Below are 24261 nucleotides of genomic sequence, written 5' to 3' on the forward strand. Positions count from 1 at the left end.
ATGATAGCATCTTGTAAAAAGTCTTCCCCCAACTTGTTATAAGCATAGCGGTACTGAATACCGGTGGTAAATTGCTTAACCGGTGTCCACCACAGTGAAATGGCACCATTCACACCGTTACGGCCGCCATTGCCTGCGGCATAGCGTTCTGCACGGTTGAATTCAAGCTCGTTCCAGTTGGTAATACTGAATTTTTCATCAAACGCGGTGAAGTCATAACCTGCAACCCAACCCACCACATAACCGTTATCACCTGAATAATAGGTTTGATCAACATAATGTAATGCCACGAAAGGCTTCATCCACACGCCCGCTAGCGTTGCGTTATAGCCGACACCGTACAGGGTGTTCACTTCGTGGAAGTTACTGTAATCATTACCTTCAGCACTCGGTAGTGAGTAAGTACCATAGACGTGACCGTACAGATTGAAACCGGTATCACCTAAATAGTAGCGGCCAGTAGTTTTAAAGGTATAGCGCTGATTATCACCGGGTTGTGCTGTTTTTGAATTAAATGGGTTTTCTAGATCAAAGAAACCATAGACCTCCCCCCAGCTATAACCTGCCCCCCCTTCTAACTCGATATAAGCGAAGTCATCTTTATGTGATGAACCCCCTGATTTATGCGTAGTGCTTCGGGTCCAGTCAAGATAGTTCATGCTGATATTACCAAAACCCCACTGGTATTCAGCTTGGGCAACTGGAGCCAAAGTGACTGTTGTCAGCGCGAGCGCACCGATAAGAATTTTACGCATAAATGCCTCTGTGTAGTTGAAAGATGTCAGGGGAAACAAAAGGACACAGTCCTTAACAAAAAGTGCGCTCATCATAGTCCCACAGCACGAAAGGATAAATAGTTGAAAGTGATGCGGATCTCATTTTGTGAATAACAATGTGCAACTGTTACTTAAATATGTGACTCATATCAATAAGTGAGCAGGGAAGGATTCAGGTGGCTTATTTTAATGGCATAAAAAAGGCCGGTATAAGTACCGGCCTTTGTCATCTAATGCAGTTTATTAGGCTAATTTTTCGCGCCTGAGTGCCAGATAATCTAATACTCCACCCAGAAGCATCCCGACGACGCTGAGCTGAATACCGCGTAACAACAACATATCAGCTACGTGTGGGGCGGCGGTCCAATCCAATGCGTTACTTATCAGTAAAATTAGCCATATAGCTAACAATATGCAGCCAACCGTCAACAAGCGTAGCGCCCAGCGATAAGCGGTTTTAAAAGCAGTTCGAGGCATAAATTCATCAGTTTTCTGGGTGTGCTCCAGCGTTTGGCGACAAATATACAGTAGGAATAGGCCTGGAATGGCTGCCGCAATAGAGAATAGATAGAACAATGGCCAGCCATGTGTTTCAACAAACCATCCAGCAATTGGGCCAACATAAACGCGCCCAACGGCGGACAGCGCTGATAACAGGGCAAATTGTGTCGCGGAGAATGACTTGTTACACAGTGTCATCAGCAATGCGACAAAGGCCGCAGTTCCCATACCACCACACAGATTCTCCAGGAAGATGGCACTGCCCATGGAGAAGATATTCTTGTCAGTGATGGATAACAGCCAATAACCCACATTCGAGATAGCTTGTAAAATACCGAATATCATCAACGCGCGGAACAAGCTCAAGCGTTGCATTAACAGGCCGCCATACAGTGCGCCAATAATTGTTGCAATCAGTCCTAATGATTTATTCACCAACCCGACTTCACCGGCATCAAACCCAACACCACGGATCAGAAAAGTGGTACTCAAACTCGCGGCAAAGGCATCGCCCATTTTGTACAACACAATTAACAACAGAATCAGCCATGCATTGTTGCGGCCAAAGAAATCACGCAATGGGGCGACGATCGCCTGTTCCAACGTTTTTGGTGGCGCGATACGGATATCAGGTTCAGGAGCCAATAAGGTAGCAAACACCCCAATTAACATTAACCCGGCCATTAACCAGTAAGTGGATTGCCAGCCAAGATAGCGATCCGCTATCCATAGCGCCAGCCCGCCAGACACCAGCATTGCGAGACGATAACCCAGCACGGAAACTGCGGCACCAGTACCGCGCTCTTCTGCGGTGAGCAAGTCGGTTTTATAGGCATCAAAAACAATATCTTGCGATGCCGAACAGAAGGCGACCAACACGGCGATTGCCGCCAACCACCATAAATGCTTCGCAGGCTCCATAAAGCCCATGGCAATAATCGCGGCGATTAAAAACAGTTGGCTTATCACCAACCAACCGCGCCGACGGCCAAGAAACGAGGGAGTGTAGCGGTCCATCAAGGGGGACCAGAGGAACTTGAAGACGTAGGCCTGACCAACCAGAGAGAAGATACCAATGGTTTTCAGATCGACGTTCTCAACCGTCATCCATGCTTGCAGCGTACCACCGGTAAGGGCCAAAGGAAGGCCGGAAGCAAACCCCAACAACAGAAGAATAAGGGAGTTACGTTGGGTAAAAAGGTTTGAATAGCGATTGGGCATGTGAGACCTACATGCTCTGCCCCAAGGTCGGGGCAAAGCATTCTGTTAAGCAGTAATAATGATATTAAGCAAACAACCGATTAGCGGGCATTTTGTTTGATAAAGCCGCTGACGCTAGTATCTTGCGCCATATCTGCAATAACATCGCTCAACACAGTATTAACGGCATTGGTGATTTTTTCGTTAGTTGCAGTAAATGCGCCCTGAACGTTGTAGCTGGCACGGTAGTTTTTAACCTGTTTATTACCATTTTTTGCGGTCGCAGTAATGGAAATATCCGCTTTAGTGGTGATGTTGTAGCGCAGGTTACCTTCCTGTACATCGGCAAACAGTTGGTTTACTACAATCTGCAAATCAACTGGAGCATCGGTACCAATCATATAGCCACGAGCAGTCATCTGTTTTTCCAACACTTCCTGTAACAGGAAACGCAGGTCACGGGATGGGGTTAATACCACCAGTTGGCCTTCACGATTTACTTTAGCCAGTGCAGCATCTTGACGCTGGTCTGCACCATTAATGCTGATAGTAATCCCCATCAGAGTTGGATCTTGCGGTGGTAATACCACCTTCGGGGTGACATTCAGAGTGTTGTTACTGGCAGCACAACCCGCCAGTATAAAAACAGCCAACAGCGGGAAAAGAATTTTCTTTAGCATGTTCACTTTCTCAATAGTTATGGAATTCTTTAATAATCAGAGCGGGATAGCTGCCATGTTATTTTGCGAATGTGCAGTCGCGCCATCATAGCACTGAGATTGGCTGGTGGAAGATCCTGATGTAGAGAAATTCAGCAAAAAAAGTGATTTTTCGCCCTGTGACCTTTCATTTCGCTTAAAGACCTTACAAGTAACCTTTTCCCCTGACTATCAGATTAGCCTTATACCTTAAATGAGCAGAAGGGAGATATTCGGGATATTTTGTATCTGAAATGTTATAAAACAGCGAAAATCAACTAATATTGCAGTAGATAGTGGGTTTGCAATAGATAGATAGTGGGCAGCTTTCTGCCTCAGCGGTAAGGAGAACATGATGATTTTGATTCAGGAACAAATTGAAGAAAAACTAAAAGCGGCATTTGAACCGGATCATTTGGAGGTGATTAATGAAAGTTATCGCCACAATGTTCCAGCCGGTTCTGAAAGTCATTTTAAAATTGTGATCGTCAGCGATAAATTTCAAGATCAGCGCTTTCTCAGCCGCCATCGTGCGATTTATAGTGTGTTGGCTGATGAGCTGGCCGGCACTGTTCATGCATTGGCCTTACATACCTACACGCTGAAAGAGTGGGCGGGGTTACAAGACACGGTACCAACTTCTCCATCTTGTCGTGGCGCAGGTACATTGGCTTAGCAGGTACATTGGCTTAAGTGACAGTATTAATCCAAAACAGGCTGGATAACAGTAGTAATTCCGGCCTGATTTAGGGTATTAGTAGGTGAGAATTTAGCAAGCGGCCTCAGGGCCGTTTGTGTTTCTGTATAGGCGACACCTTTATTTCCTTAGTGCGCCACAGGAGTTTTAGCCGAAGGAACGATTCACGCGTGAATTTTACCGCGACAACATTCGCTTGCTTTCCTCGACTCATAACCTGTGCGCCGCTATAATGTCGCGTCTTATTTTTCCGGAATGGTTTCGGGACGCTTCTGACATCTGGGATACTCGGTTCTGTATAATGCGGCCGTCCCGGTTCTTAGAGGGTGTTTTCAGAGTTAGCATCATTCCTGAAAGGGTAATGGTGCTGCTTTGTTTGCAGCTTCTGGAGTTGACCGAGCACTGTGATTTTTTTGAGGTAACAAGATGCAAGTTTCTGTTGAAACCACTCAAGGCCTTGGCCGCCGTGTAACAATTACTGTTGCTGCTGACAGCATTGAGAAAGCAGTAAAAAGCGAATTAGTGAAAGCCGCTAAAAGTGTTCGTATCGACGGTTTCCGTAAAGGCCATGTGCCGATGAACATCGTTGAACAGCGTTACGGCGCATCTGTTCGCCAGGATGTTCTGGGTGACCTGATGCAACGTAATTTCGTTGATGCGATCATTAAAGAAAAAATCAACCCAGCTGGCGCACCAAACTATGTGCCTGGTGAATTCAAGCAGGGCGAAGATTTTACTTATTCCGTTGAGTTTGAAGTGTACCCAGAAGTTGAGCTGAAAGATCTGGAAAGCATTGAAGTAGAAAAGCCAGTTGTTGAAGTAAACGACGCTGACGTTGATACCATGCTGGAAACTCTGCGTAAGCAACAAGCTACCTGGAAAGAAACTGACGCTGCTGCGACTGCAGAAGATCGCGCAACTCTGGATTTCACCGGCTCTATCGACGGTGAAGAGTTTGAAGGTGGTAAAGCGTCTGATTTCGTACTGGCAATGGGCCAGGGTCGTATGATCCCAGGTTTCGAAGAAGGTGTTATCGGCCATAAAGCCGGTGAAGAATTCACCATCGACGTAAACTTCCCAGAAGATTACCACGCAGAAAACCTGAAAGGTAAATCAGCTAAATTTGACATCGTGTTGAAGAAAGTTGAAGTGCGTGAGCTGCCAGAACTGACTGAAGAATTCATCAAGCGTTTCGGTGTTGCTGATGGTTCAGTAGCAGGTCTGCGTGCTGAAGTGCGCAAAAACATGGAGCGTGAGCTGAAAGGCGCAGTGCGCAACCGTGTTAAAACTCAGGCAATTGACGGCCTGGTCAGCGCTAACGAAATTGACGTTCCAGCGGCACTGGTTGAAGGTGAAATCGACGTTCTGCGCCGTCAGGCTGCACAGCGTTTTGGTGGTAACGAGAAACAAGCTGCTGAACTGCCACGTGAATTGTTCGAAGAACAAGCTAAACGTCGCGTAGTTGTTGGTTTGTTGCTGGGCGAAGTTATCAGCCAGCACGAGCTGAAAGCGGATGAAGATCGCGTTAAAGCACTGATCGAAGAAATGGCATCTGCTTACGAAGATCCACAAGAAGTGATTGAGTTCTACAGCAAAAATAAAGAGCTGATGAACAATATGCGTAACGTTGCTCTGGAAGAACAAGCAGTAGAAACACTGCTGGCTAAAGCCAAAGTAACTGAAAAACCAACTACCTTCAGTGAACTGATGAATCAGACCACTGCTGCGTAATGTTTTTTAGCGCATCAAGCTGGATGTAATATATCGCCAAAAAATTGGCGTTGCAGGTAGGTTGCAATTGAACAAATACCGATGAGCTAAAGCAGTAAAGTGATTCGGGTGAGTGTCGGTAGCTGGCACTCTGCAACTCCTGATACAAAGGGTATATCCGGTTTTTTGACTGATTAAGCCCGTAGCCTTTGGCTACGGGCTTTTCTTTTTGTAACAATAATCACTCAATAGTATGATTAATCTGGCATGTTTCGCCCTAATCTGCGCTATATTTGAAAAGTGAAATGCAATACTTAACAGATGAACAATCAATAGAGCGTCAGGATTACGGCAAAGATAATGAGCGTCCGCTTGGTTAAAAAAAAGTGCTCAGGGGCTTGAAAAAGACGATTAATCCCCCAATTAACCTAACAGACGTTCATATAAGATGTTAATGAAACACTGGCTGATTACCACCGTCGAATGTGTCTGGGTAACCAGACGGCTTGCACGCGACCTTGATGCATGAACATAGTCATCATTACTTATCTCAAGTAGAATCGGTTATGAATGGCGCCAAAGTAAATTCTATTAGGAGACGGTAATGTCATACAGTGGCGAACGAGATCAATTTGCACCTAACATGGCTCTGGTGCCAATGGTGGTTGAGCAGACTTCACGTGGGGAGCGTTCTTACGATATCTTCTCCCGTCTGTTAAAAGAGCGCATTATTTTCCTGACCGGTCAGGTTGAAGACCATATGGCCAACCTGATTACGGCACAGATGCTGTTTCTGGAAGCAGAAAATCCAGAAAAAGATATCTTTTTGTATATCAATTCACCAGGCGGGGTGATCACTGCTGGGATGTCAATTTATGACACCATGCAATTCATTAAACCTGATGTCAGCACTATCTGTATGGGCCAGGCATGTTCAATGGGTGCGTTCCTGTTGACTGCGGGTGCTAAGGGTAAACGTTTCTGCTTGCCGAATTCACGGGTAATGATTCACCAACCGTTGGGCGGTTTCCAGGGGCAGGCGACAGATATTGAAATTCATGCCAGAGAGATTTTAAAAGTGAAATCGCGCATGAATGAACTGATGGCACTTCACACGGGAAAATCTCTTGAAGAAATAGAGAGAGACACTGAACGTGACCGTTTCTTGTCGGCTGAAGAGGCTGTAGGATACGGATTAGTTGATTCCGTGTTCACCCGTCGTGACTAACGACTTATTTCTGTGAGCCGATATACTATAGTGTATGTAAATAGAACAAATCGTGTAATCGAACAGTTGTATTGCACATTGTTCACTAACTACCCGATATATCGGCTGTCCGCTGAAGGTTAGCGTGGCGTCCAGCAATAGCGAGAATAGTCTCCCTGCCACCATAGTTTCGGGTGTGGCAGATACTGAAGAAGAGGTTTACTGATGACAGATAAGCGCAAAGACGGTTCTGGAAAGCTGCTGTATTGCTCTTTCTGCGGCAAAAGCCAGCATGAAGTGCGTAAGCTAATTGCCGGGCCGTCAGTGTATATCTGCGATGAATGTGTCGATTTGTGTAACGACATTATTCGCGAAGAGATCAAAGAAGTTGCCCCGCATCGGGAGCGCAGTTCGCTGCCTACGCCGCACGAAATCCGCCATCACCTGGATGATTATGTCATCGGTCAGGAACCGGCGAAAAAAGTGTTGGCAGTTGCGGTATACAACCACTATAAGCGTTTGCGCAATGGTGATACCAGTAATGGTATCGAACTGGGCAAAAGTAATATTCTACTGATTGGCCCAACCGGTAGTGGTAAAACACTGTTGGCAGAGACATTGGCTCGTTTCCTGGATGTGCCGTTTACCATGGCAGATGCGACCACGCTAACTGAAGCAGGTTACGTGGGCGAAGATGTTGAAAACATCATTCAGAAGTTATTGCAGAAATGTGATTACGACGTGCAGAAAGCGCAACGTGGTATCGTCTATATCGATGAAATTGATAAAATTTCACGTAAGTCTGATAACCCGTCTATCACGCGTGACGTCTCGGGTGAAGGTGTGCAGCAGGCCCTGTTGAAATTGATTGAAGGGACGATTGCTGCCGTACCACCACAAGGTGGCCGTAAGCATCCGCAGCAGGAGTTTTTGCAGGTTGATACCTCTAAAATTCTGTTTATCTGTGGTGGTGCTTTCGCCGGCCTGGACAAAGTTATCGGGCAGCGCATTAACACCGGAACGGGTATCGGTTTCGGGGCTACGGTAAAAGGCAAGTCAGAAAAAGCAACCGAAGGCGAGTTGTTGAGTCAGGCTGAGCCAGAAGATTTAATTAAATTCGGCTTGATCCCTGAATTTATTGGCCGTTTACCGGTAGTTGCAACACTGAGTGAATTGAGTGAAGACGCGCTGATTCAGATCCTGAAAGAACCGAAAAACGCACTGACCAAACAGTATCAGGCGTTGTTCAATCTCGAAGGTGTGGAGCTTGAGTTCCGCGATGAAGCGTTGACTGCAATCGCCAAGAAAGCGATGGCGCGTAAAACAGGTGCTCGTGGCCTGCGTTCTATCGTAGAGGGCGCATTGCTAGATACCATGTACGATTTACCGTCAATGGACAGTGTGGAGAAAGTGGTGGTAGATGAGTCAGTTATTGCTGGCCAATCTGCGCCGATGCTGATTTATGGCCAACCGGAAGCCCAAGCTTCTGGCGAATAATTAGCCAAATAATCCAGATGGTTAGTATGACAATGGGGGATTTTATCCCCCATTTCTTTTTCCTCGCATTGTAATCGTTGAATGTAAGACATTCGTCCCCATATACTCAATTACCTATTTAGTGAAACTCGTGATGACTCGTGTTTCACGAGATTCCCAGTAATCTGGCGGAAGCTAAACTAAGAGAGAGCTCTATGAACCCTGAGCGTTCCGAACGCATAGAAATCCCCGTATTGCCTCTGCGCGATGTGGTGGTTTATCCGCATATGGTGATCCCACTGTTTGTTGGCCGGGAAAAGTCGATTCGGTGCCTGGAAGCGGCAATGGACCATGATAAAAAAATCATGCTGGTTGCGCAGAAAGAAGCTTCGACTGATGAGCCTGGTATCAACGATCTGTTTTCAGTAGGCACTGTAGCCTCGATTTTACAAATGCTGAAGTTACCTGATGGCACGGTCAAAGTGCTGGTTGAAGGGCTACAGCGTGCGCGTATTACCACGCTTTCCGACAGCGGTGAGCATTTTGCTGCTCAGGCAGAATATCTTGAATCGCCAGTGATGGACGATCGTGAACAAGAAGTATTGGTTCGCACGGCGATTAATCAGTTTGAAGGCTATATCAAACTGAATAAAAAGATCCCACCAGAAGTGCTGGCTTCACTGCACAGCATTGATGATGCAGCACGTCTTGCGGATACTATCGCGGCACATATGCCGTTGAAGTTAAATGATAAACAGGCTGTTCTGGAGATGTTCGATGTCACCGAACGTCTGGAGTACCTGATGGCGATGATGGAATCAGAAATCGATCTGTTACAGGTTGAAAAACGGATTCGTAATCGCGTCAAAAAACAGATGGAAAAGAGCCAGCGCGAGTACTATCTGAACGAGCAAATGAAGGCCATTCAGAAAGAACTGGGCGAGATGGACGATACGCCTGATGAGCACGAAGCGCTGAAGCGTAAAATCGAAGCGGCTAAAATGCCGAAAGATGCACGTGAAAAAACCGAAGCTGAGCTGCAAAAACTGAAAATGATGTCACCGATGTCTGCGGAAGCAACCGTAGTACGTGGTTATATTGATTGGATGTTGCAGGTGCCTTGGAACAGCCGCAGTAAAGTTAAAAAAGACTTGGTAAAAGCGCAGGAAGTTCTGGATACCGATCACTACGGTTTGGAACGAGTTAAAGATCGTATTTTAGAATACCTCGCAGTACAGAGCCGTGTTAGCAAGATTAAAGGACCAATCCTGTGCCTGGTAGGGCCTCCTGGGGTGGGTAAAACCTCTCTGGGGCAATCTATTGCTCGTGCTACTGGCCGCCAGTATGTCCGTATGGCGCTGGGTGGGGTGCGTGATGAAGCGGAAATCCGTGGTCATCGCCGCACCTATATCGGTTCTATGCCGGGTAAATTGATCCAGAAGATGGCGAAAGTTGGGGTGAAGAACCCACTCTTCCTGTTGGATGAGATTGATAAGATGGCGTCCGATATGCGCGGTGATCCTGCGTCAGCACTGCTGGAGGTTTTGGACCCAGAACAAAACGTTGCATTCAACGATCACTATCTGGAAGTGGATTATGATCTGTCGGATGTCATGTTCGTTGCCACCTCCAACTCCATGAATATTCCAGCGCCGTTGCTGGATCGTATGGAAGTTATTCGCCTGTCCGGTTATACCGAAGATGAGAAACTCAATATTGCCAAGCAGCATCTGTTGCCGAAACAGTTTGAGCGCAACGCCATTAAGAAAGGTGAACTGACCATCGATGACAGTGCCATTATGAGCATTATCCGTTATTACACCCGTGAAGCTGGGGTGCGTAGTCTGGAGCGTGAAATCTCCAAACTGTGCCGTAAAGCAGTAAAAAATCTGCTGATGGATAAAACGGTTAAGCACATCGAAATCAACGGTGACAACCTGAAAGACTTCTTAGGTGTGCAGAAGGTCGATTATGGCCGAGCTGATACTGAGAATCGTGTAGGTCAAGTGACCGGGCTGGCATGGACGGAAGTGGGTGGTGACTTACTGACTATTGAGACTGCATGCGTTCCGGGCAAAGGCAAGCTGACTTACACCGGCTCGCTGGGTGAAGTGATGCAAGAATCAATTCAGGCGGCACTGACAGTGGTACGTGCGCGCGCAGATAAATTAGGTATTAACCCTGATTTCTACGAAAAACGCGATATCCATGTGCATGTGCCTGAAGGTGCGACGCCGAAAGATGGCCCGAGTGCAGGTATTGCTATGTGTACCGCGCTGGTTTCTTGCCTGACCGGTAACCCAGTGCGCGCGGATGTGGCGATGACCGGTGAAATCACCTTGCGTGGTTTAGTATTGCCAATCGGCGGTTTGAAAGAGAAATTGCTGGCAGCTCACCGTGGCGGGATCAAAATTGTGCTGATTCCCGAGGATAACAAACGTGATTTGGAAGAGATCCCAGACAATGTTATCGCTGATCTGGAGATTCATCCGGTTAAACTAATTGATGATGTTTTAGCCATCGCGTTGCAAAATCCAGCCTTCGGGGCACAGCCGGTAGCGTCAAAATAGTGACGGATCGCAAGAAGTATTGATAAAACTGATGCTGGTAAGTGAAATGCTACTTGCCAGCTATTTTTTGTGCCGCTAAGTTAGTTCGTCTGTCCGACAAAAGTTTATGCCTTTGGGCTGCTTGCCAAGGTTGGATAGGATTGATATAACAGCTGCGCTGTCGTGTTGTCCGTAGGGATTTTCGGCGCGACGATAGAATTCTAAAGGGGATGAAAGAGTGAATAAGTCACAACTGATCGACAAAATTGCCGCAGGTGCAGATATTTCCAAAGCGGCCGCTGGGCGCGCGTTAGATGCAATTATTGCTTCTGTTACTGAATCTTTGAAAGAAGGGGATGATGTAGCTCTGGTTGGTTTTGGTACTTTTGCAGTACGTGAGCGTTCTGCACGTACTGGCCGCAACCCTCAGACAGGCAAAGAAATCAGTATTCCTGCTGCTAAAGTACCAGGCTTCCGTGCCGGTAAAGGCTTGAAAGACGCAGTAAACTGATTGCCGCGTCAATTCTCATCTGCGCGTATACCCAAAGGAAATGAAGTAGCAGCCAGGTTGTAAGCGAACGAATACCGATGAGTCTGCTCAGGTCAGCGATTCGGGTTAGTGAAAGTAGCGGGCACCTGTGCAACTTCAAGTACCAAGGGTATATATTGTTTGTGTTAAACAATAACCTGACGCAGTTGAGCTGGTAAGGTAAGATACAAGGCGCATCGTTAATGATGCGCTTTTTTTTCGCTTAGGCAGTTGAACTGGCTGAGCGCTAAACGGGGGTAAAATGTTAGTCTGACGAGAGAATATCAGCGACCCGTTTAGAGCAAAAATAGGCAGTAACAAATAGAGTAAGCAGTTTAACGCGCAGCAGCACGAAGGGCTGTCGCAAGGAATGCTGGGTTTATTTAGACCTGCGCAACAGTTTTAATCCATATTACAGCGGAGTATTGTCACATTATGATGGACAATTTACGCGCGGCTGCTAATAACGTCGTGCTCAAAATCATTCTGGCCTTGATCATGTTGTCCTTTATCCTGACCGGGGTTGGCAGCTATCTGATTGGCGGTTCCAACGACTTCGCAGCCAAAGTTAATGGCCAAGAGATTAGTCGTGCTCAGTTAGAACAGGCTGTACAGAGTGAGCGTGGCCGCTTGCAGCAGCAATTAGGTGAACAATTCTCCGCACTGGCCGCAAATGAAGGCTACATGCTGCAATTACGCCAGCAGGTATTGGGGCAGTTGGTCAACAACATGTTGCTTGACCAGTACGCCAAAAAACTGGGCCTGACTGCTAGCGACGAACAAGTTAAAGATGCCATCCGCCAGGCACCTTATTTCCAGACCGATAATAAGTTCGATAACAACAAATATCTCGAACTGGTTAATCGGATGGGCTACACCCCTGATCAATTCGCGCAATTACAGCGTCAGCAGCTCATTAATCAACAATTGCTGCAAGCGTTTGGCGATACTGGCTTTGTTCTGCCTATCGAAGCACAGGCGATGTCAGAGCTGATTTTGCAGCAACGTGAAGTTCGTCTGGCGACAGTTGACCTCAAAGCCCTTCAGGCACAGCAGAAAGTCACTGATGAAGAGCTGCAAGCCTACTACGACCAGAACAAGAATAGCTTCATTGCACCGGAACAGATGAAAGTCAGTTTCATTACGATGGATGCTGCCGCGATGCAGGACAAAATCACGGTCACCGAGGAAGATATCGCGGCGTATTATGAACTGCATAAAAGCAGCTATACCCAGCCGGAACAACGCAACTACAGTGTGATTCAGTTTAAAACTGAAGCTGAAGCCAAAGCGGCGTTAGAGGAGCTGAAAAAAGGTGCTGATTTTGCTGCGATGGCAAAAGAGAAATCTACCGATATCATTTCCCGCAAAAATGGGGGTGAACTGGGGTGGTTGGAACCAGAAACTACGGCTGATGAACTGAAACAAGCGAATCTGACCGAGAAGGGCCAACTGTCTGATGTGGTTAAATCTTCGGTGGGTTATCTGGTTGTTCGCTTAAATGACATCAAACCTGCCCTGGTTAAACCTTTGTCAGAAGTGCATGATGCACTGGCAAAACAAGTTAAGCAGGAAAAAGCCGTTGACGCTTACTACGCGTTACAGCAAAAGGTCAGTGAAGCCGCTACCAGTGATAACGAATCTCTAGCCTCAGCGGAAGAAGCAGCAGGCGCTAAAGCTAAGCAAACCGGCTGGTTTACTCGCGACGCAGTACCTGCTGAGGTTAACTTCAAACCGGTTGTACAGGCAATATTTGACGGTGGCCTGGTCGGTGAGAATGGTGCGCCAGGTAGTAATTCAGATGTAATCACTGTTGACGGCGACCGTGCTTTTGTTATCCGCATTGATGCTCATAAACCTGAAGGTATTCAACCATTTGATCAAGTACGCGATCAGGTTGCTGAGTTGGTGAAACGTCAGAAAGCAGAACAATTGGCACGTGTTGATGGTGAGAAACTCCTGACTGCACTGAAACAAGGTAAAGGCGAAGAGGCGATGAAAGCCGCTGGTATCAGCTTTGGCGAGAAGAAAACCTTGTCACGCGCACCAGACGATGATCAATTAGTGCAGACTATTTTTGCCTTGCCTCATCCGCAGAAAGATCAGTCGGTTTATGGCTTATCCCAGGATCGTCAAGACAACATCGTACTGATCGAACTGCTATCAGTAACTCCGGGTAAATTGCCGGAAGGCGAGATGAAGACCTTTAGCGCTAAAATGCTAGAAGGGTCAAGCGGTGTGACTTTTGATGCATTGATGGCAAATCTGCACAAACAGGCAACCATTAAGATGGGTCCAGCGGAGCAACAGCAGCCGCAATAAAACCATAATTGCCATGAGTCTCGCATACATCTGCAACTCGATGTAATAAAGAAAGGTCGCTTTGGCGACCTTTCGCATATCTGAAATCTACCCTTTGTGATGAATCGGAGGTTGCGGCAAGGTAGTCATGCTGTCAAACACAAGGAGGATACAGCATGAAATTCATAGGAAAATTATTTGTTATAACCGCATTGTTCGCAGGTCTGAATATCCAGCAGGTCGTTTTTGCCGCTCCCGTCAGCCCTACGAGTACGACTCAGAATAAAGACCTCAATTCGCAAAGCCATACTCCAATAAATAGCCAGCTAAAAGCAGGCTCTTCGCCTGCCAAAGTGGCGGATAAGACGAATGCAACGGCAACAACCACAGCTGGCAGCTCAACGGACAGTGCATATAGCCAAATCAATATTAATAGTGCTAATGCGGAACAGTTGGCCCAGTTCCTGAGCGGAATTGGCAGGAAGAAGGCAGAGGCCATCGTTAATTATCGCGAGCAGTTCGGCCCTTTTACTGATGTTGAGCAGTTACTCGAAGTTCCAGGTATTGGCCCCTCGTTTTTAGAGAGAAACAATACCAAGCTTACAATGTAACTTTAGTTAGTGATGGGGATGTGCTGTGGTCAGACAGATACCAGTGACTATTTTCACCACAAATAATCCCCATCTTTTCATAATGTAAGTCGCAGTAGCAGAGGGAAACTGTGATTTCGCTCTAGATTATATCGTAAGCATGCGATGAAGTGATTTCCCTCTGCTAATCTTGCTATGAGGTCGTACCAGTTGTGCGGGTACTCTCTTGCCAACGCTATTTTACTGCCGAAGGTACATAATTTTTATTCACTGTCTGGAGAAGCTCGCTGTCATGCATACTCATATTAAAGTCCGGGGTTTTCATATTGATGTTTTCCAACATGTTAATAATGCCCGCTACTTAGAGTTTCTCGAAGAAGCGCGTTGGGAATGGCTTGATGGGGAGCCAGCAGCGCAATGGATGGCTGAAAACCAAATCGCTTTTATCGTGGTTAATATCAATATCAACTACCGTCGGCCTGCGGTATTGGGGGATCTGCTACGAATCGATAGCCAGTTATTAAAGCTAAACGGTAAAAGTGGTGTGATGAAACAGACTGTCACGCTAGAGCCTGAATCTATTCCGGTGGCAGATGCAGAACTAACGTTTGCCTGTATCGATCTGCGTAGTCAGAGAGCATTGCCCATTGAGGGAGAGCTAAGGGAAAAACTGGGCGAGTTTGTCAATCGAGGTATTACAGGATAACTCGGCTTTGTTGCCGGGGAGGGATATTTTCCCCGAATATCTGGTTAAATGTGCAATGGCCGCGATATACCTCGCTCTGATGAGCGAGGTCACGATTAGAACAAGGCAATGGGTCGATTACAGTGACTATCTGAGTGAACAATAATCAAGCTAGCCCGGTTTTTTGTTTCAAGCTCAATAACACTTTTGGCTTATTAGCAAGATAGAACGCCAGCCCTTTGGCTCGTAAATGGCAGGCAGCACATTGGCCGCAACCATCGCCTTGAATCCCATTGTAGCAAGTTAGTGTGTCGTGGCGGACCAGCTCGAGTTGCTGATAATAATCAGCTAGCGCCCAGGTTTCTGCTTTATCCAGCCACATTAAAGGGGTAACGAAAGCGATATCTCGGCCAATACCCAAATCGATTGCATGGTTGAGTGCCTTCACGAACTCATCCCGGCAATCAGGGTAGCCGGAGAAGTCGGTCTCACAAACCCCGGTGATAACCGTCTGTGCTTGTACCTGATAAGCATAAATTGCGGCTAAGGTCAGGAATAGAATATTGCGACCAGGGACAAACGTACTGGGAACCGTATCGGCATCCTCTTCATCAAAAGAGGGGATAGGGATACTGTCTCGGGTCAGACTGCTCACCGCTAACTCATTGAGCATGCCAACATCTAGCACTTTGTGTGCTTTAGCACCAAGCTGCGTGGCAAGGGCGCGAGCAACATCAATTTCTGCGCGGTGACGCTGCCCATAATCGAATGTAATGCAGTGGACCTCATCATATTGCTGTAATGCTTGAATTAAACAGGTAGTGGAATCTTGCCCACCACTAAATACAACGACAGCGCGTTTCATACTGTGACCTCGTACGGCTGTGAGCCTCGAAAGAGCCAACCCACAGCAAAATAAAGAATTGGCGGTATGTTACTCAGTTCACGGACGAAAGGGTAGCAACCTGCATTTGGCAATCAGGTAGTGGCCGGTGGGAGCCATGCCTGATTGAAATCAAACCAACCATATGCGGTTAGGGTAACACCGTTAATCCGTGGCGGAGCATTGACCTGATACTGATAATTGAATAGCGGGAGAATCAGCCCTGCCAGCATCAGACCATTATAATATTCACGCAATTGGCGGAAACGCTCAGCCGCAAGTTCAGTTTGCTGAATCTGTATCAGTGTTTGTCGCTGTAGTTCTAATTGAGCCGGGGAGAGTATACCGCGCCACAGCGGATCAAGTTGGAGCCAGCTTTCCATCGCCGCTTCAGGAGATTCACCAACTAAGTGGTCTGCTAATAATAAGTCTGCTTCTTCAATTTGATGAGTATCTTTCCACTGCTTATCACGACTGGCACGGATTTCTAATGTGCAACCATGGGTTGCCAATACCGCTTTTAGTTGTTCGGCAACACTCTCAAGTTCCATTGGCGGTTGATAGGTCAATATCAGATGGGCAGGCAATGGTGGGTTTTCATCGGCGCTAAACCGGGGGATAGGCCAGCCAGGTAGCATTTCATGACTAGGCGTTATCACACCACGCCGAATGGATAACTCTTCTAAGATGCCGGAAGTTTGCACTAGCATCAGCAATTTGGCTATTTGCTGGGGAGTAATATTATTGAGGTGCCGATTGATGGCCAGATAGCAAAATCCAAGGCTCATACTGCGCTGAACAGGGCGGGCTAAAGGGAAATCCTCCTCCTGTCCAATGGTGATACGTACCGGGTGTTGGCAGCTCCCGTCGGCTGACTGCACGACAAGGCTTGGAGTTATCCAGTATTCAATGAATTCCAGATAAGGATGCTGCAAATGGTAAAATTCGTGCTGCTCCAACCGGACCAGATGTTGGTTAAAGATCGCTAACTTAAATGGGCCCGCCCCCAGAAGTGGGGCGTCGGGATGAAATAGTTTACACGGTAAATCTGCCAGCCGATGTGCCAGCCAGTAATCAGGATGCAGCAGCGTAAATTTCAGGCATAAAGCATGGGGCAGGGTAATCGTTGCAATATTGGCAAAACTCGGTTGGCTGCGTGGATTTGCCCGCAGCAGTGCCAGCGTTTGCAACAACTGCTCGCTGCGGATATGTTCCCCATTATGCCAACGTAATTGGCTGCGTAAGAAGAATTGCCAGGTTAAACCATCATCGCTGACTTGCCAGTGATGGGCCAGATCCGGTTTTGGCTGTGGGTCTCCGGTGTTAAATCGGGTCAGGCCAGCATGTAAAGTATAAATCAGATGCTGCTCTGCCCGGCCACTGACGGTCATTGGATTTAACGGTTCAAGCTCCCGATAATAAGGGATTCGCAGTATTGGGCTATCGGCTTGCCATTGTCCCCCCATGTGAGGGTTTAGTAACGCTTGAAGGCGTTCAGGTTCCAGTTGGGCGAGTGCGAGAGCAGCTTGATGGTCACCTTGCTCAAGGAACAATTGCAGGTAGGTTGCGCGCAGCGCATCTGGTTTTTTCAGGCATTGTAGTTGTGCGCGTTTGCCGCGGCCAACTTGTGAATGCCAACTGAGCCAGTCATTCGCTTGTAGCTGTTGAATCAGAGTGCGGGCATGTCGCTCACTGCAAAATAGTAAGCCTGCCAGTTCACTGACGGTGGTCGCCGCAGGTTGATCGCCAAACTTCTGATACAAGCGCTGATATTGGGTCAGCCGATGAATAATGCGCATAATTAAGAATCTACCCATTAGAACTATTTTATTTGCCATTTTGAACTTGGGCTGTGCTCAGAATCCTCACGTACTACATGTACGCTCCGGTTCTTGCGCGCTATCCATGTTCAAACTGTCTGCAACAATGACGCCTACAGGGATAGGCTCTAAATCAGGAATAGTTTAATTTAATTGTTCACTATTAGTTCCGTAAATAGTACGTCATAATTTTATTCATACCACCAGTTTTGCTGTTATCGAGGTTTTAAATGTACCGTTTAGCCGCTTTTGATATGGATGGAACCTTACTGATGCGCGACCATAAAATTGGCGGCGCTACATTGAATGCGTTACACCAGTTGGTGGACAACGGGATGATCCTAACCTTTGCTACCGGTCGACATTATATTGATATGAAAGGGATTTTGTCTCACTCAGGCATAAATGGTTATTTGATCACTGGCAATGGGACCCGAGTCTGTGATGTAGAGGGTGAAGCATTATACGGTATGGATTTGCCCGCAGAACTGGTGGAGTTTGTGTTACGAACTCCGTGGCAGACCCGTGCTAGTATCCATATTTTCCGTGATGATGGCTGGTTTACTGATTGTAATGACCCTGCGCTGCTGACTGCACATAAAACCAGTGGCTTCCAGTTTCAGCTCACGGCACTGCGCGCATTGCCTCTAACTGGTAATCATAAAATTTGCTTTATTGCCTCACATCAGGAATTGACCGAGCTTAAAACCCAGCTTGAGCAGCAGATGGGCGGCGAAGCCGATTTTTGTTTTTCAGCGGTTGATTGCCTTGAAGTGTTGCCTCGTGGATGCAACAAAGGGGCGGCTTTAGAGCGATTAAGCCATCATCTCAATTTAACACTGGACGATTGTATGGCCTTTGGTGATGCGATGAATGATAAAGAGATGCTATCGCGGGTAGGTCTTGGCTTAGTGATGGGCAACGCATTACCGCAATTGAAGCAAGAGTTACCTCAGTTACAGGTTATTGGGCGCTGTGAACAACAAGGCGTCGCTCACTATTTGCAACATTGGCTAAGTTCACCACACCTCACCTATTCCCCCGAATTCTGAGGTTTATCCCCTTGGTTCTTAGAGTTGTAGCAGTGTTAACGGGCTTACTCACCCGAATCACTGATGGTGTCAGCTCAGCGGATCACTCGCTTGCTGCCTAACTGCACCTTTTGATGACTTGAGGATAGCTATTAGCCAGCCGGATAATCATCCGGTTTTTTTCTGCCAAAATTCGGTTTTCCTCGGTCATCCAAGAGGGGAAAACCGAATTTTATCGGTTAATTACAGGTTATTTAATTCATTACTAAATGGGGTCAGATCACCAATGTTATTACTGACCCATTCGGTATTGTAATAGGTATCCAGATAGCGTTCGCCACTGTCGCAGAGCAACGTCACAATCGCGCCGGTTTTGCCTCGCTCACGCATTTGTTTGGCTAATTGTAATGCGCCCCAGACGTTAGTGCCGGTGGATGCCCCCACTTTGCGTCCCAAAATACCTTCCAACCAATGAATGGTTGCAACACTGGCAGCATCGGGTACGCGCAACATACTGTCGATCACTTCTGGAATAAACGAAGGCTCAGCCCGTGGGCGGCCGATCCCTTCAATACGGCTGCCGCAACTACCGGTAACCGTGCGGTCGCGGTTACAGAAACAGTCATAAAATACTGAGTTCTCTGGGTCGACTACCATCAGTTGGGTGTCATGCCCTTGGTAGCGGATATAGCGGCCTAAGGTCGCCGATGTGCCGCCAGTGCCAGCACTCATGACGATATAGTCAGGTACCGGGAAAGGTTCACGCGCCATTTGGCGGAAGATGCTATCAGCAATGTTGTTATTGCCACGCCAGTCGGTAGCGCGCTCTGCATAAGTGAACTGATCCATATAGTGGCCATTCAGGTCACGAGCCAGTTGTTCAGATGCTGCATAAATTTGCCCAGCGCTTTCAACAAAATGACAGCGGCCACCGTAGAAGGTGATCTGCTCGACTTTGCGCCGCGCAGTGCAACTTGGCATAACTGCAATAAAGGGCAGGCCAATCAGCCGGGCAAAGTAGGCTTCAGACACTGCCGTGCTTCCTGAGGATGCCTCGATTATCGTTGTTCCTTCTGTAATCCAGCCATTACATAAGCCATAAAGAAACAGTGAACGAGCCAAACGGTGCTTTAGGCTACCGGTTGGATGGGTACTCTCATCTTTTAAATAGAGATAAATACCGGGGAAAGCCGGCAGATTTAGGCGGATCAGGTGAGTATCAGCGGAGCGTTGGAAGTCAGCTTCTATTTCACTGATAGCATTTTTTACCCAAGTGTTGGTCATTTCATGGCCTGCGATGTAGGTAGTAAACTAATGATGACTAGATTAACGGTTATTAAAGAAAAAAACGTTGCCATTTTTCCTTCTTTATCGCCAAATAGTAGAAATTTATTCTATGGTTACTCGTTATGTTAGATAAAACTGACCGTAAACTCCTCTGTATGTTGCAAGAAGATTGCACTCAATCACTGCAAGTACTGGCCGAAGCCGTCAATCTTACCTCCACACCCTGCTGGAAACGATTAAAACGCCTTGAGGATGAAGGATTTATCCGTGGGCGCGTGGCACTGCTGGACAGCGAAAAATTGGGGTTGGGGCTTACGGCATTTGTGCTGATTAAAACTCAGCAGCATAATAGTGGCTGGTATCAGGAATTTGTTGAATTTACTAAGCAAATGCCAGAGGTGTTGGCGTTCTATCGTATGGCCGGAGAATATGACTATCTGATGCAGGTCGAAGTTGCCGATATGAAAAGTTACGACAATTTTTACAAACGCATGGTTAATGGTGTTCCGGGGCTGATTGATGTGACATCAAGCTTTGCGATGGAAAAAATCAAATATACAACTATGTTGCCTGTTCCTGAGTGAATATTTGGATTAAAAGCCCTTTTACCGATGCTATGCTACCCCCTTCATCGCGCGTAGCGAGAAAATACCGATGTATTCGGTGTCAGACCAGGAATAAAACTGAGTGAGATTGTTTGCACAACTAGGCTGGTATTTTCGCCGTGAATGGCGCCGCTATGTAGGCGCGGTGTTGTTGTTAATTATTATCGCTATCCTACAACTGTTGCCGCCTAAGCTGGTCGGGGTAATTGTGGATGGTATCAGCACAAAACAGATGTCTACCAATATGTTACTGGTATGGATTGGTGTGATGCTGATAACCGCTATTGTGGTCTACCTACTGCGTTATGTCTGGCGTGTTTTATTATTTGGTGCCTCTTATCAATTGGCTGTGGAGTTGCGGTCAAACTTTTATCGCCAACTTAGCCGCCAGGCCCCTGGTTTCTATTTACGTCACCGTACCGGCGATTTAATGGCTCGTGCGACGAATGATGTTGATCGCGTGGTCTTTGCTGCCGGTGAGGGGGTGCTGACGCTGGTGGATTCGTTGGTGATGGGATGCGCGGTGCTGATTGTAATGAGCACCCAAATTAGCTGGCAATTAACACTGTTATCATTGTTACCTATGCCGGTAATGGCGGTGGTGATCAAATATTACGGTGACCAACTGCATCAACGTTTCAAATCGGCTCAAGGGGCATTTTCTACGCTGAATAACCAGGCGCAAGAAAGCCTGACCAGTATTCGCATGATTAAAGCTTTTGGCCTGGAAGATCACCAATCACAGCAGTTTGCTCAGGTAGCGGCAGAAGCCGGTGCCAAGAATATGTATGTCGCACGTATCGATGCCCGTTTTGATCCAACTATCTATATCGCCATCGGGATCGCGAATTTATTGGCGATTGGTGGCGGCAGTTGGATGGTGGTTAATCACAGCATTACTTTGGGTCAACTTACCAGTTTCATCATGTATCTGGGGCTGATGATCTGGCCCATGCTTGCCTTGGCGTGGATGTTCAACATCGTTGAACGAGGCAGTGCCGCCTATAGCCGTATTCGCAGTTTGCTGGAAGAAGCGCCGGTGGTTAAAGATGGTGATATTGAGCTGAGCGATGGGCGTGGCACGCTCGCGGTGAATATTCGCCATTTCTATTATCCAGGTAGTGAACAGCCTGCGTTACATGATGTGGCGCTGAAATTAGCACCGGGGCAGATGTTGGGGCTATGCGGGCCTACAGGGTCGGGTAAGAGTACCTTACTGGCATTGATTCAGCGGCAGTTTGATGTGGATGATGGTGCTATTTGTTATCAAGGGCATGCGCTGTCTGATATTAGGTTGCATGACTGGCGTGGCCGTTTATCTGTGGTCAGCCAAACGCCATTCCTCTTTTCTGATACGGTTGCTGGCAACATTGCATTGGGTAAACCTGATGCCACGCAGGCTCAAATTGAGCGGGCTGCTCGTTTAGCCAGTGTGCATGAAGATATTTTACGCCTTCCTCAGGGTTATGACACTGAAGTGGGTGAGCGTGGTGTGATGCTATCTGGCGGGCAGAAACAGCGGATTTCCATCGCCCGCGCACTGTTGCTGGATACTGAGATCCTGATTCTCGATGATGCGCTATCCGCAGTTGATGGTCAGACCGAATATGAAATCCTAAAAAATCTGCGTGAATGGGGTGAGCATCGTACCGTGATTATCAGTGCGCACCGTCTTTCAGCGTTGACCGAAGCCAGCGAAATTTTAGTGATGCAACATGGTGGCGTGATGCAGCGCGGGACACATAACGTATTAGTCAGTCAATCCGGCTGGTATCGGGAGATGTACCGTTATCAACAACTGGAGGCAGCATTAGATGATGGTGAGTCGGAGGCCAAAACCGATGAGTAAAGTTCAGCAACTTTGGCCGACACTTAAGCGCCTGCTCTCCTATGGCTCCCCTTATCGTAAACCGTTAGGGTTGGCGGTATTGATGTTGTGGATTGCGGCTGCCGCCGAGGTCAGCGGCCCGCTTTTGATAAGTTATTTTATTGACCATGTGGTCGCAAAAGGCACTTTGCCCCTCGGTTTAGTCAGTGGGTTGGCATTGGCTTATCTGTTGCTGCAATTGTTGGCCGCAGCATTGCATTATTTTCAGGCATTGCTTTTTAACCGTGCTGCCGTAGGTGTGGTTCAGCGCCTACGTATTGAAGTGATGGATGCCGCTTTGCGTCAACCTCTCAGTGCGTTTGATACCCAGCCGGTTGGGCAATTGATTTCCCGTGTCACAAATGACACTGAAGTCATTAAAGATTTATATGTGATGGTGGTCTCCACCGTATTAAAAAGCGCGGCATTAATTGGCGCGATGCTGGTGGCGATGTTCAGTCTGGATTGGCGTATGGCGCTAATTTCTATCTGTATCTTTCCAGCAGTGCTGGTGGTGATGGCCATTTATCAACATTACAGCACACCCGTAGTGCGGCGAGTCCGAGCTTATTTGGCTGATATTAACGACGGTTTTAATGAAATCATTAACGGCATGGGCGTGATTCAGCAGTTTCGCCAGCAAGCTCGTTTTGGCGAACGTATGGAGTCTGCCAGCCGTGCACACTATATGGCACGCATGCAAACTTTACGCTTGGAAGGGTTTTTATTGCGCCCGCTGCTGAGCCTGTTTTCTGCCTTGGTACTGTGTGGTTTGTTACTGTTGTTCGGTTTCAGTCCTGATGGCTCAGTGGGGGTGGGGGTGCTGTATGCCTTCATTAACTATCTGGGCCGCTTAAATGAACCCTTAATTGAACTCACATCACAGCAGTCAGTCATGCAGCAAGCTGTGGTGGCTGGGGAACGTATTTTTGATCTGATGGACCGCGCCCAGCAAGGATACGGTACTGATGATCGCCCACTGACCAGTGGCCGTATCCAGGTGGATAATGTCAGCTTTGCTTATCGTAGCGATAAAATGGTGCTGCAAAATATCTCCCTTGATGTGCCTTCGCACGGGTTTGTTGCTCTGGTCGGGCATACCGGCAGCGGAAAGAGCACGTTGGCTAACCTGCTGATGGGCTACTACCCGGTGCAACATGGTGAGATTCTGCTGGATGCTCGTCCTTTATCAGCGTTATCCCATCAGACCTTGCGCCAAGGGGTGGCTATGGTGCAACAGGATCCAGTGGTGTTGGCTGATTCCTTTTTTGCCAATGTGACTTTAGGCCGTGATATCTCTGAACAGCAAGTGTGGGAAGCTCTGGAAACGGTGCAACTGGCCCCTTTAGTCCATGCGCTACCCGATGGATTGCACAGTCTGCTTGGTGAGCAGGGGAATACCTTGTCAGTTGGGCAAAAACAGTTGCTGGCGATGGCGCGAGTATTGGTACAGGCTCCGCAAATCCTGATTTTAGATGAGGCGACTGCCAATATTGACTCTGGTACTGAGCAGGCCATTCAGCGGGCATTGCAGCTAATCCGAAAAAATACCACGCTGGTAGTGATTGCTCACCGCCTTTCAACCATTGTTGATGCTGATACCATCTTGGTGTTGCACCGTGGTGTGGCAGTGGAGCAGGGTAAGCATCAAGAGCTGCTGGCCGCCCATGGGCGTTATTATCAAATGTATCAATTGCAATTGGTTAGCGAAGATTTAGCCGCCATTGATCAGGTAGAGACGGTAGTAAGTTAATTAATAAGTTGTGGGGCTAAGCGGCCCCGCACTATTTTCTGTGTTTTCCTAAGTCAAATCGTCAATGCATAGCCCCGTTAATGCCCATTTTGCCGC

At 47.4% G+C, this 24261-nt stretch carries 19 protein-coding genes; 13 read left to right on the top strand and 6 right to left on the bottom strand.

Annotated features, from left to right (window positions below; all coding sequences use genetic code 11):
* The 3 genes from V2A85_RS08450 to V2A85_RS08460 all read right to left on the bottom strand — a co-directional run.
* A partial coding sequence (locus V2A85_RS08450) for an outer membrane protein OmpK (RefSeq protein WP_420071246.1) occupies positions 1–755 on the bottom strand: 755 nt, incomplete at its 3' end.
* A gap of 264 nt (positions 756–1019) precedes the next feature.
* Entirely contained in the window at positions 1020–2498 is a 1479-nt protein-coding gene (gene ampG / locus V2A85_RS08455) for a muropeptide MFS transporter AmpG (RefSeq protein ID WP_420071247.1), read from the bottom strand.
* A gap of 80 nt (positions 2499–2578) precedes the next feature.
* The gene (locus V2A85_RS08460; protein ID WP_083160027.1) at positions 2579–3157 is read right to left on the bottom strand and encodes a lipoprotein; all 579 of its coding nucleotides are present in this window, start codon (positions 3155–3157) and stop codon (positions 2579–2581) included.
* Between the two features lie 373 nt (positions 3158–3530).
* On the opposite strand from V2A85_RS08460, the gene bolA reads away from it, so the two are divergent.
* From bolA to V2A85_RS08505, 9 genes are all read left to right on the top strand, one after another.
* Positions 3531–3851 (top strand): transcriptional regulator BolA, encoded by a 321-nt coding sequence (bolA, locus tag V2A85_RS08465; RefSeq protein ID WP_420071252.1) that lies wholly within the window; start codon positions 3531–3533, stop codon positions 3849–3851.
* A gap of 447 nt (positions 3852–4298) precedes the next feature.
* The gene (gene tig, locus V2A85_RS08470) at positions 4299–5603 is read left to right on the top strand and encodes a trigger factor (protein WP_083160023.1); all 1305 of its coding nucleotides are present in this window, start codon (positions 4299–4301) and stop codon (positions 5601–5603) included.
* A gap of 583 nt (positions 5604–6186) precedes the next feature.
* On the top strand, positions 6187–6810 hold the full coding sequence (clpP, locus tag V2A85_RS08475; protein WP_005272733.1) for an ATP-dependent Clp endopeptidase proteolytic subunit ClpP: 624 nt from the start codon (positions 6187–6189) through the stop codon (positions 6808–6810).
* A 204-nt stretch (positions 6811–7014) separates the two neighbouring features.
* Positions 7015–8286 carry an ATP-dependent protease ATP-binding subunit ClpX gene (gene clpX / locus V2A85_RS08480; protein WP_004703362.1) on the top strand — a complete coding sequence of 424 codons (1272 nt, stop codon included), beginning with the start codon at positions 7015–7017 and terminating at the stop codon, positions 8284–8286.
* 194 nt (positions 8287–8480) lie between these two features.
* Positions 8481–10835 (top strand): endopeptidase La, encoded by a 2355-nt coding sequence (gene lon / locus V2A85_RS08485; RefSeq protein ID WP_005182204.1) that lies wholly within the window; start codon positions 8481–8483, stop codon positions 10833–10835.
* 217 nt (positions 10836–11052) lie between these two features.
* Positions 11053–11325, top strand: coding sequence for a nucleoid-associated protein HU-beta (gene hupB / locus V2A85_RS08490; RefSeq protein ID WP_004392663.1), 273 nt, complete (start codon positions 11053–11055; stop codon positions 11323–11325).
* A gap of 453 nt (positions 11326–11778) precedes the next feature.
* Positions 11779–13665 (top strand): peptidylprolyl isomerase, encoded by a 1887-nt coding sequence (gene ppiD, locus V2A85_RS08495; protein WP_372558195.1) that lies wholly within the window; start codon positions 11779–11781, stop codon positions 13663–13665.
* A 155-nt stretch (positions 13666–13820) separates the two neighbouring features.
* Positions 13821–14255, top strand: coding sequence for a ComEA family DNA-binding protein (locus V2A85_RS08500; RefSeq protein WP_372558196.1), 435 nt, complete (start codon positions 13821–13823; stop codon positions 14253–14255).
* A 271-nt stretch (positions 14256–14526) separates the two neighbouring features.
* The gene (locus V2A85_RS08505) at positions 14527–14940 is read left to right on the top strand and encodes an acyl-CoA thioesterase (protein ID WP_420071248.1); all 414 of its coding nucleotides are present in this window, start codon (positions 14527–14529) and stop codon (positions 14938–14940) included.
* Positions 14941–15085: 145 nt separating this feature from the next.
* On the opposite strand, the gene queC is transcribed toward V2A85_RS08505, so the two are convergent.
* Both queC and V2A85_RS08515 read right to left on the bottom strand, forming a co-directional pair.
* Positions 15086–15784, bottom strand: a complete 699-nt coding sequence (queC, locus tag V2A85_RS08510) for a 7-cyano-7-deazaguanine synthase QueC (protein ID WP_372558198.1) — start codon at positions 15782–15784, stop codon at positions 15086–15088.
* Between the two features lie 113 nt (positions 15785–15897).
* Positions 15898–17601 carry an SgrR family transcriptional regulator gene (locus V2A85_RS08515; RefSeq protein WP_420071249.1) on the bottom strand — a complete coding sequence of 568 codons (1704 nt, stop codon included), beginning with the start codon at positions 17599–17601 and terminating at the stop codon, positions 15898–15900.
* A gap of 251 nt (positions 17602–17852) precedes the next feature.
* Here V2A85_RS08515 and cof point away from each other — a divergent pair, with 251 nt between their 5' ends.
* The gene (gene cof / locus V2A85_RS08520; RefSeq protein WP_372558200.1) at positions 17853–18674 is read left to right on the top strand and encodes an HMP-PP phosphatase; all 822 of its coding nucleotides are present in this window, start codon (positions 17853–17855) and stop codon (positions 18672–18674) included.
* Between the two features lie 222 nt (positions 18675–18896).
* Here the strand turns inward: cof and V2A85_RS08525 are convergent, their stop codons facing one another.
* A complete protein-coding gene (locus V2A85_RS08525; protein WP_083160009.1) occupies positions 18897–19937 on the bottom strand; it encodes a PLP-dependent cysteine synthase family protein in 1041 nt (346 codons plus the stop codon).
* 125 nt (positions 19938–20062) lie between these two features.
* Between V2A85_RS08525 and V2A85_RS08530 the strand changes: the two genes are divergently transcribed.
* The 3 genes from V2A85_RS08530 to V2A85_RS08540 all read left to right on the top strand — a co-directional run bounded on the left by V2A85_RS08530 (position 20063) and on the right by V2A85_RS08540 (position 24165).
* Positions 20063–20524 (top strand): Lrp/AsnC family transcriptional regulator, encoded by a 462-nt coding sequence (locus tag V2A85_RS08530; protein WP_083160007.1) that lies wholly within the window; start codon positions 20063–20065, stop codon positions 20522–20524.
* Positions 20525–20627: 103 nt separating this feature from the next.
* Positions 20628–22394 carry a SmdA family multidrug ABC transporter permease/ATP-binding protein gene (locus V2A85_RS08535; RefSeq protein ID WP_083160005.1) on the top strand — a complete coding sequence of 589 codons (1767 nt, stop codon included), beginning with the start codon at positions 20628–20630 and terminating at the stop codon, positions 22392–22394.
* The gene (locus tag V2A85_RS08540; RefSeq protein WP_372558201.1) at positions 22387–24165 is read left to right on the top strand and encodes a SmdB family multidrug efflux ABC transporter permease/ATP-binding protein; all 1779 of its coding nucleotides are present in this window, start codon (positions 22387–22389) and stop codon (positions 24163–24165) included. Before V2A85_RS08535 ends, V2A85_RS08540 begins: the two co-directional genes overlap by 8 nt.
* Positions 24166–24261: the final 96 nt, after the last annotated feature.

The organism is Yersinia sp. 1252 StPb PI, from assembly GCF_048593885.1.
In the GTDB taxonomy this organism is placed as follows: Bacteria; Pseudomonadota; Gammaproteobacteria; order Enterobacterales; family Enterobacteriaceae; genus Yersinia; species Yersinia enterocolitica_E.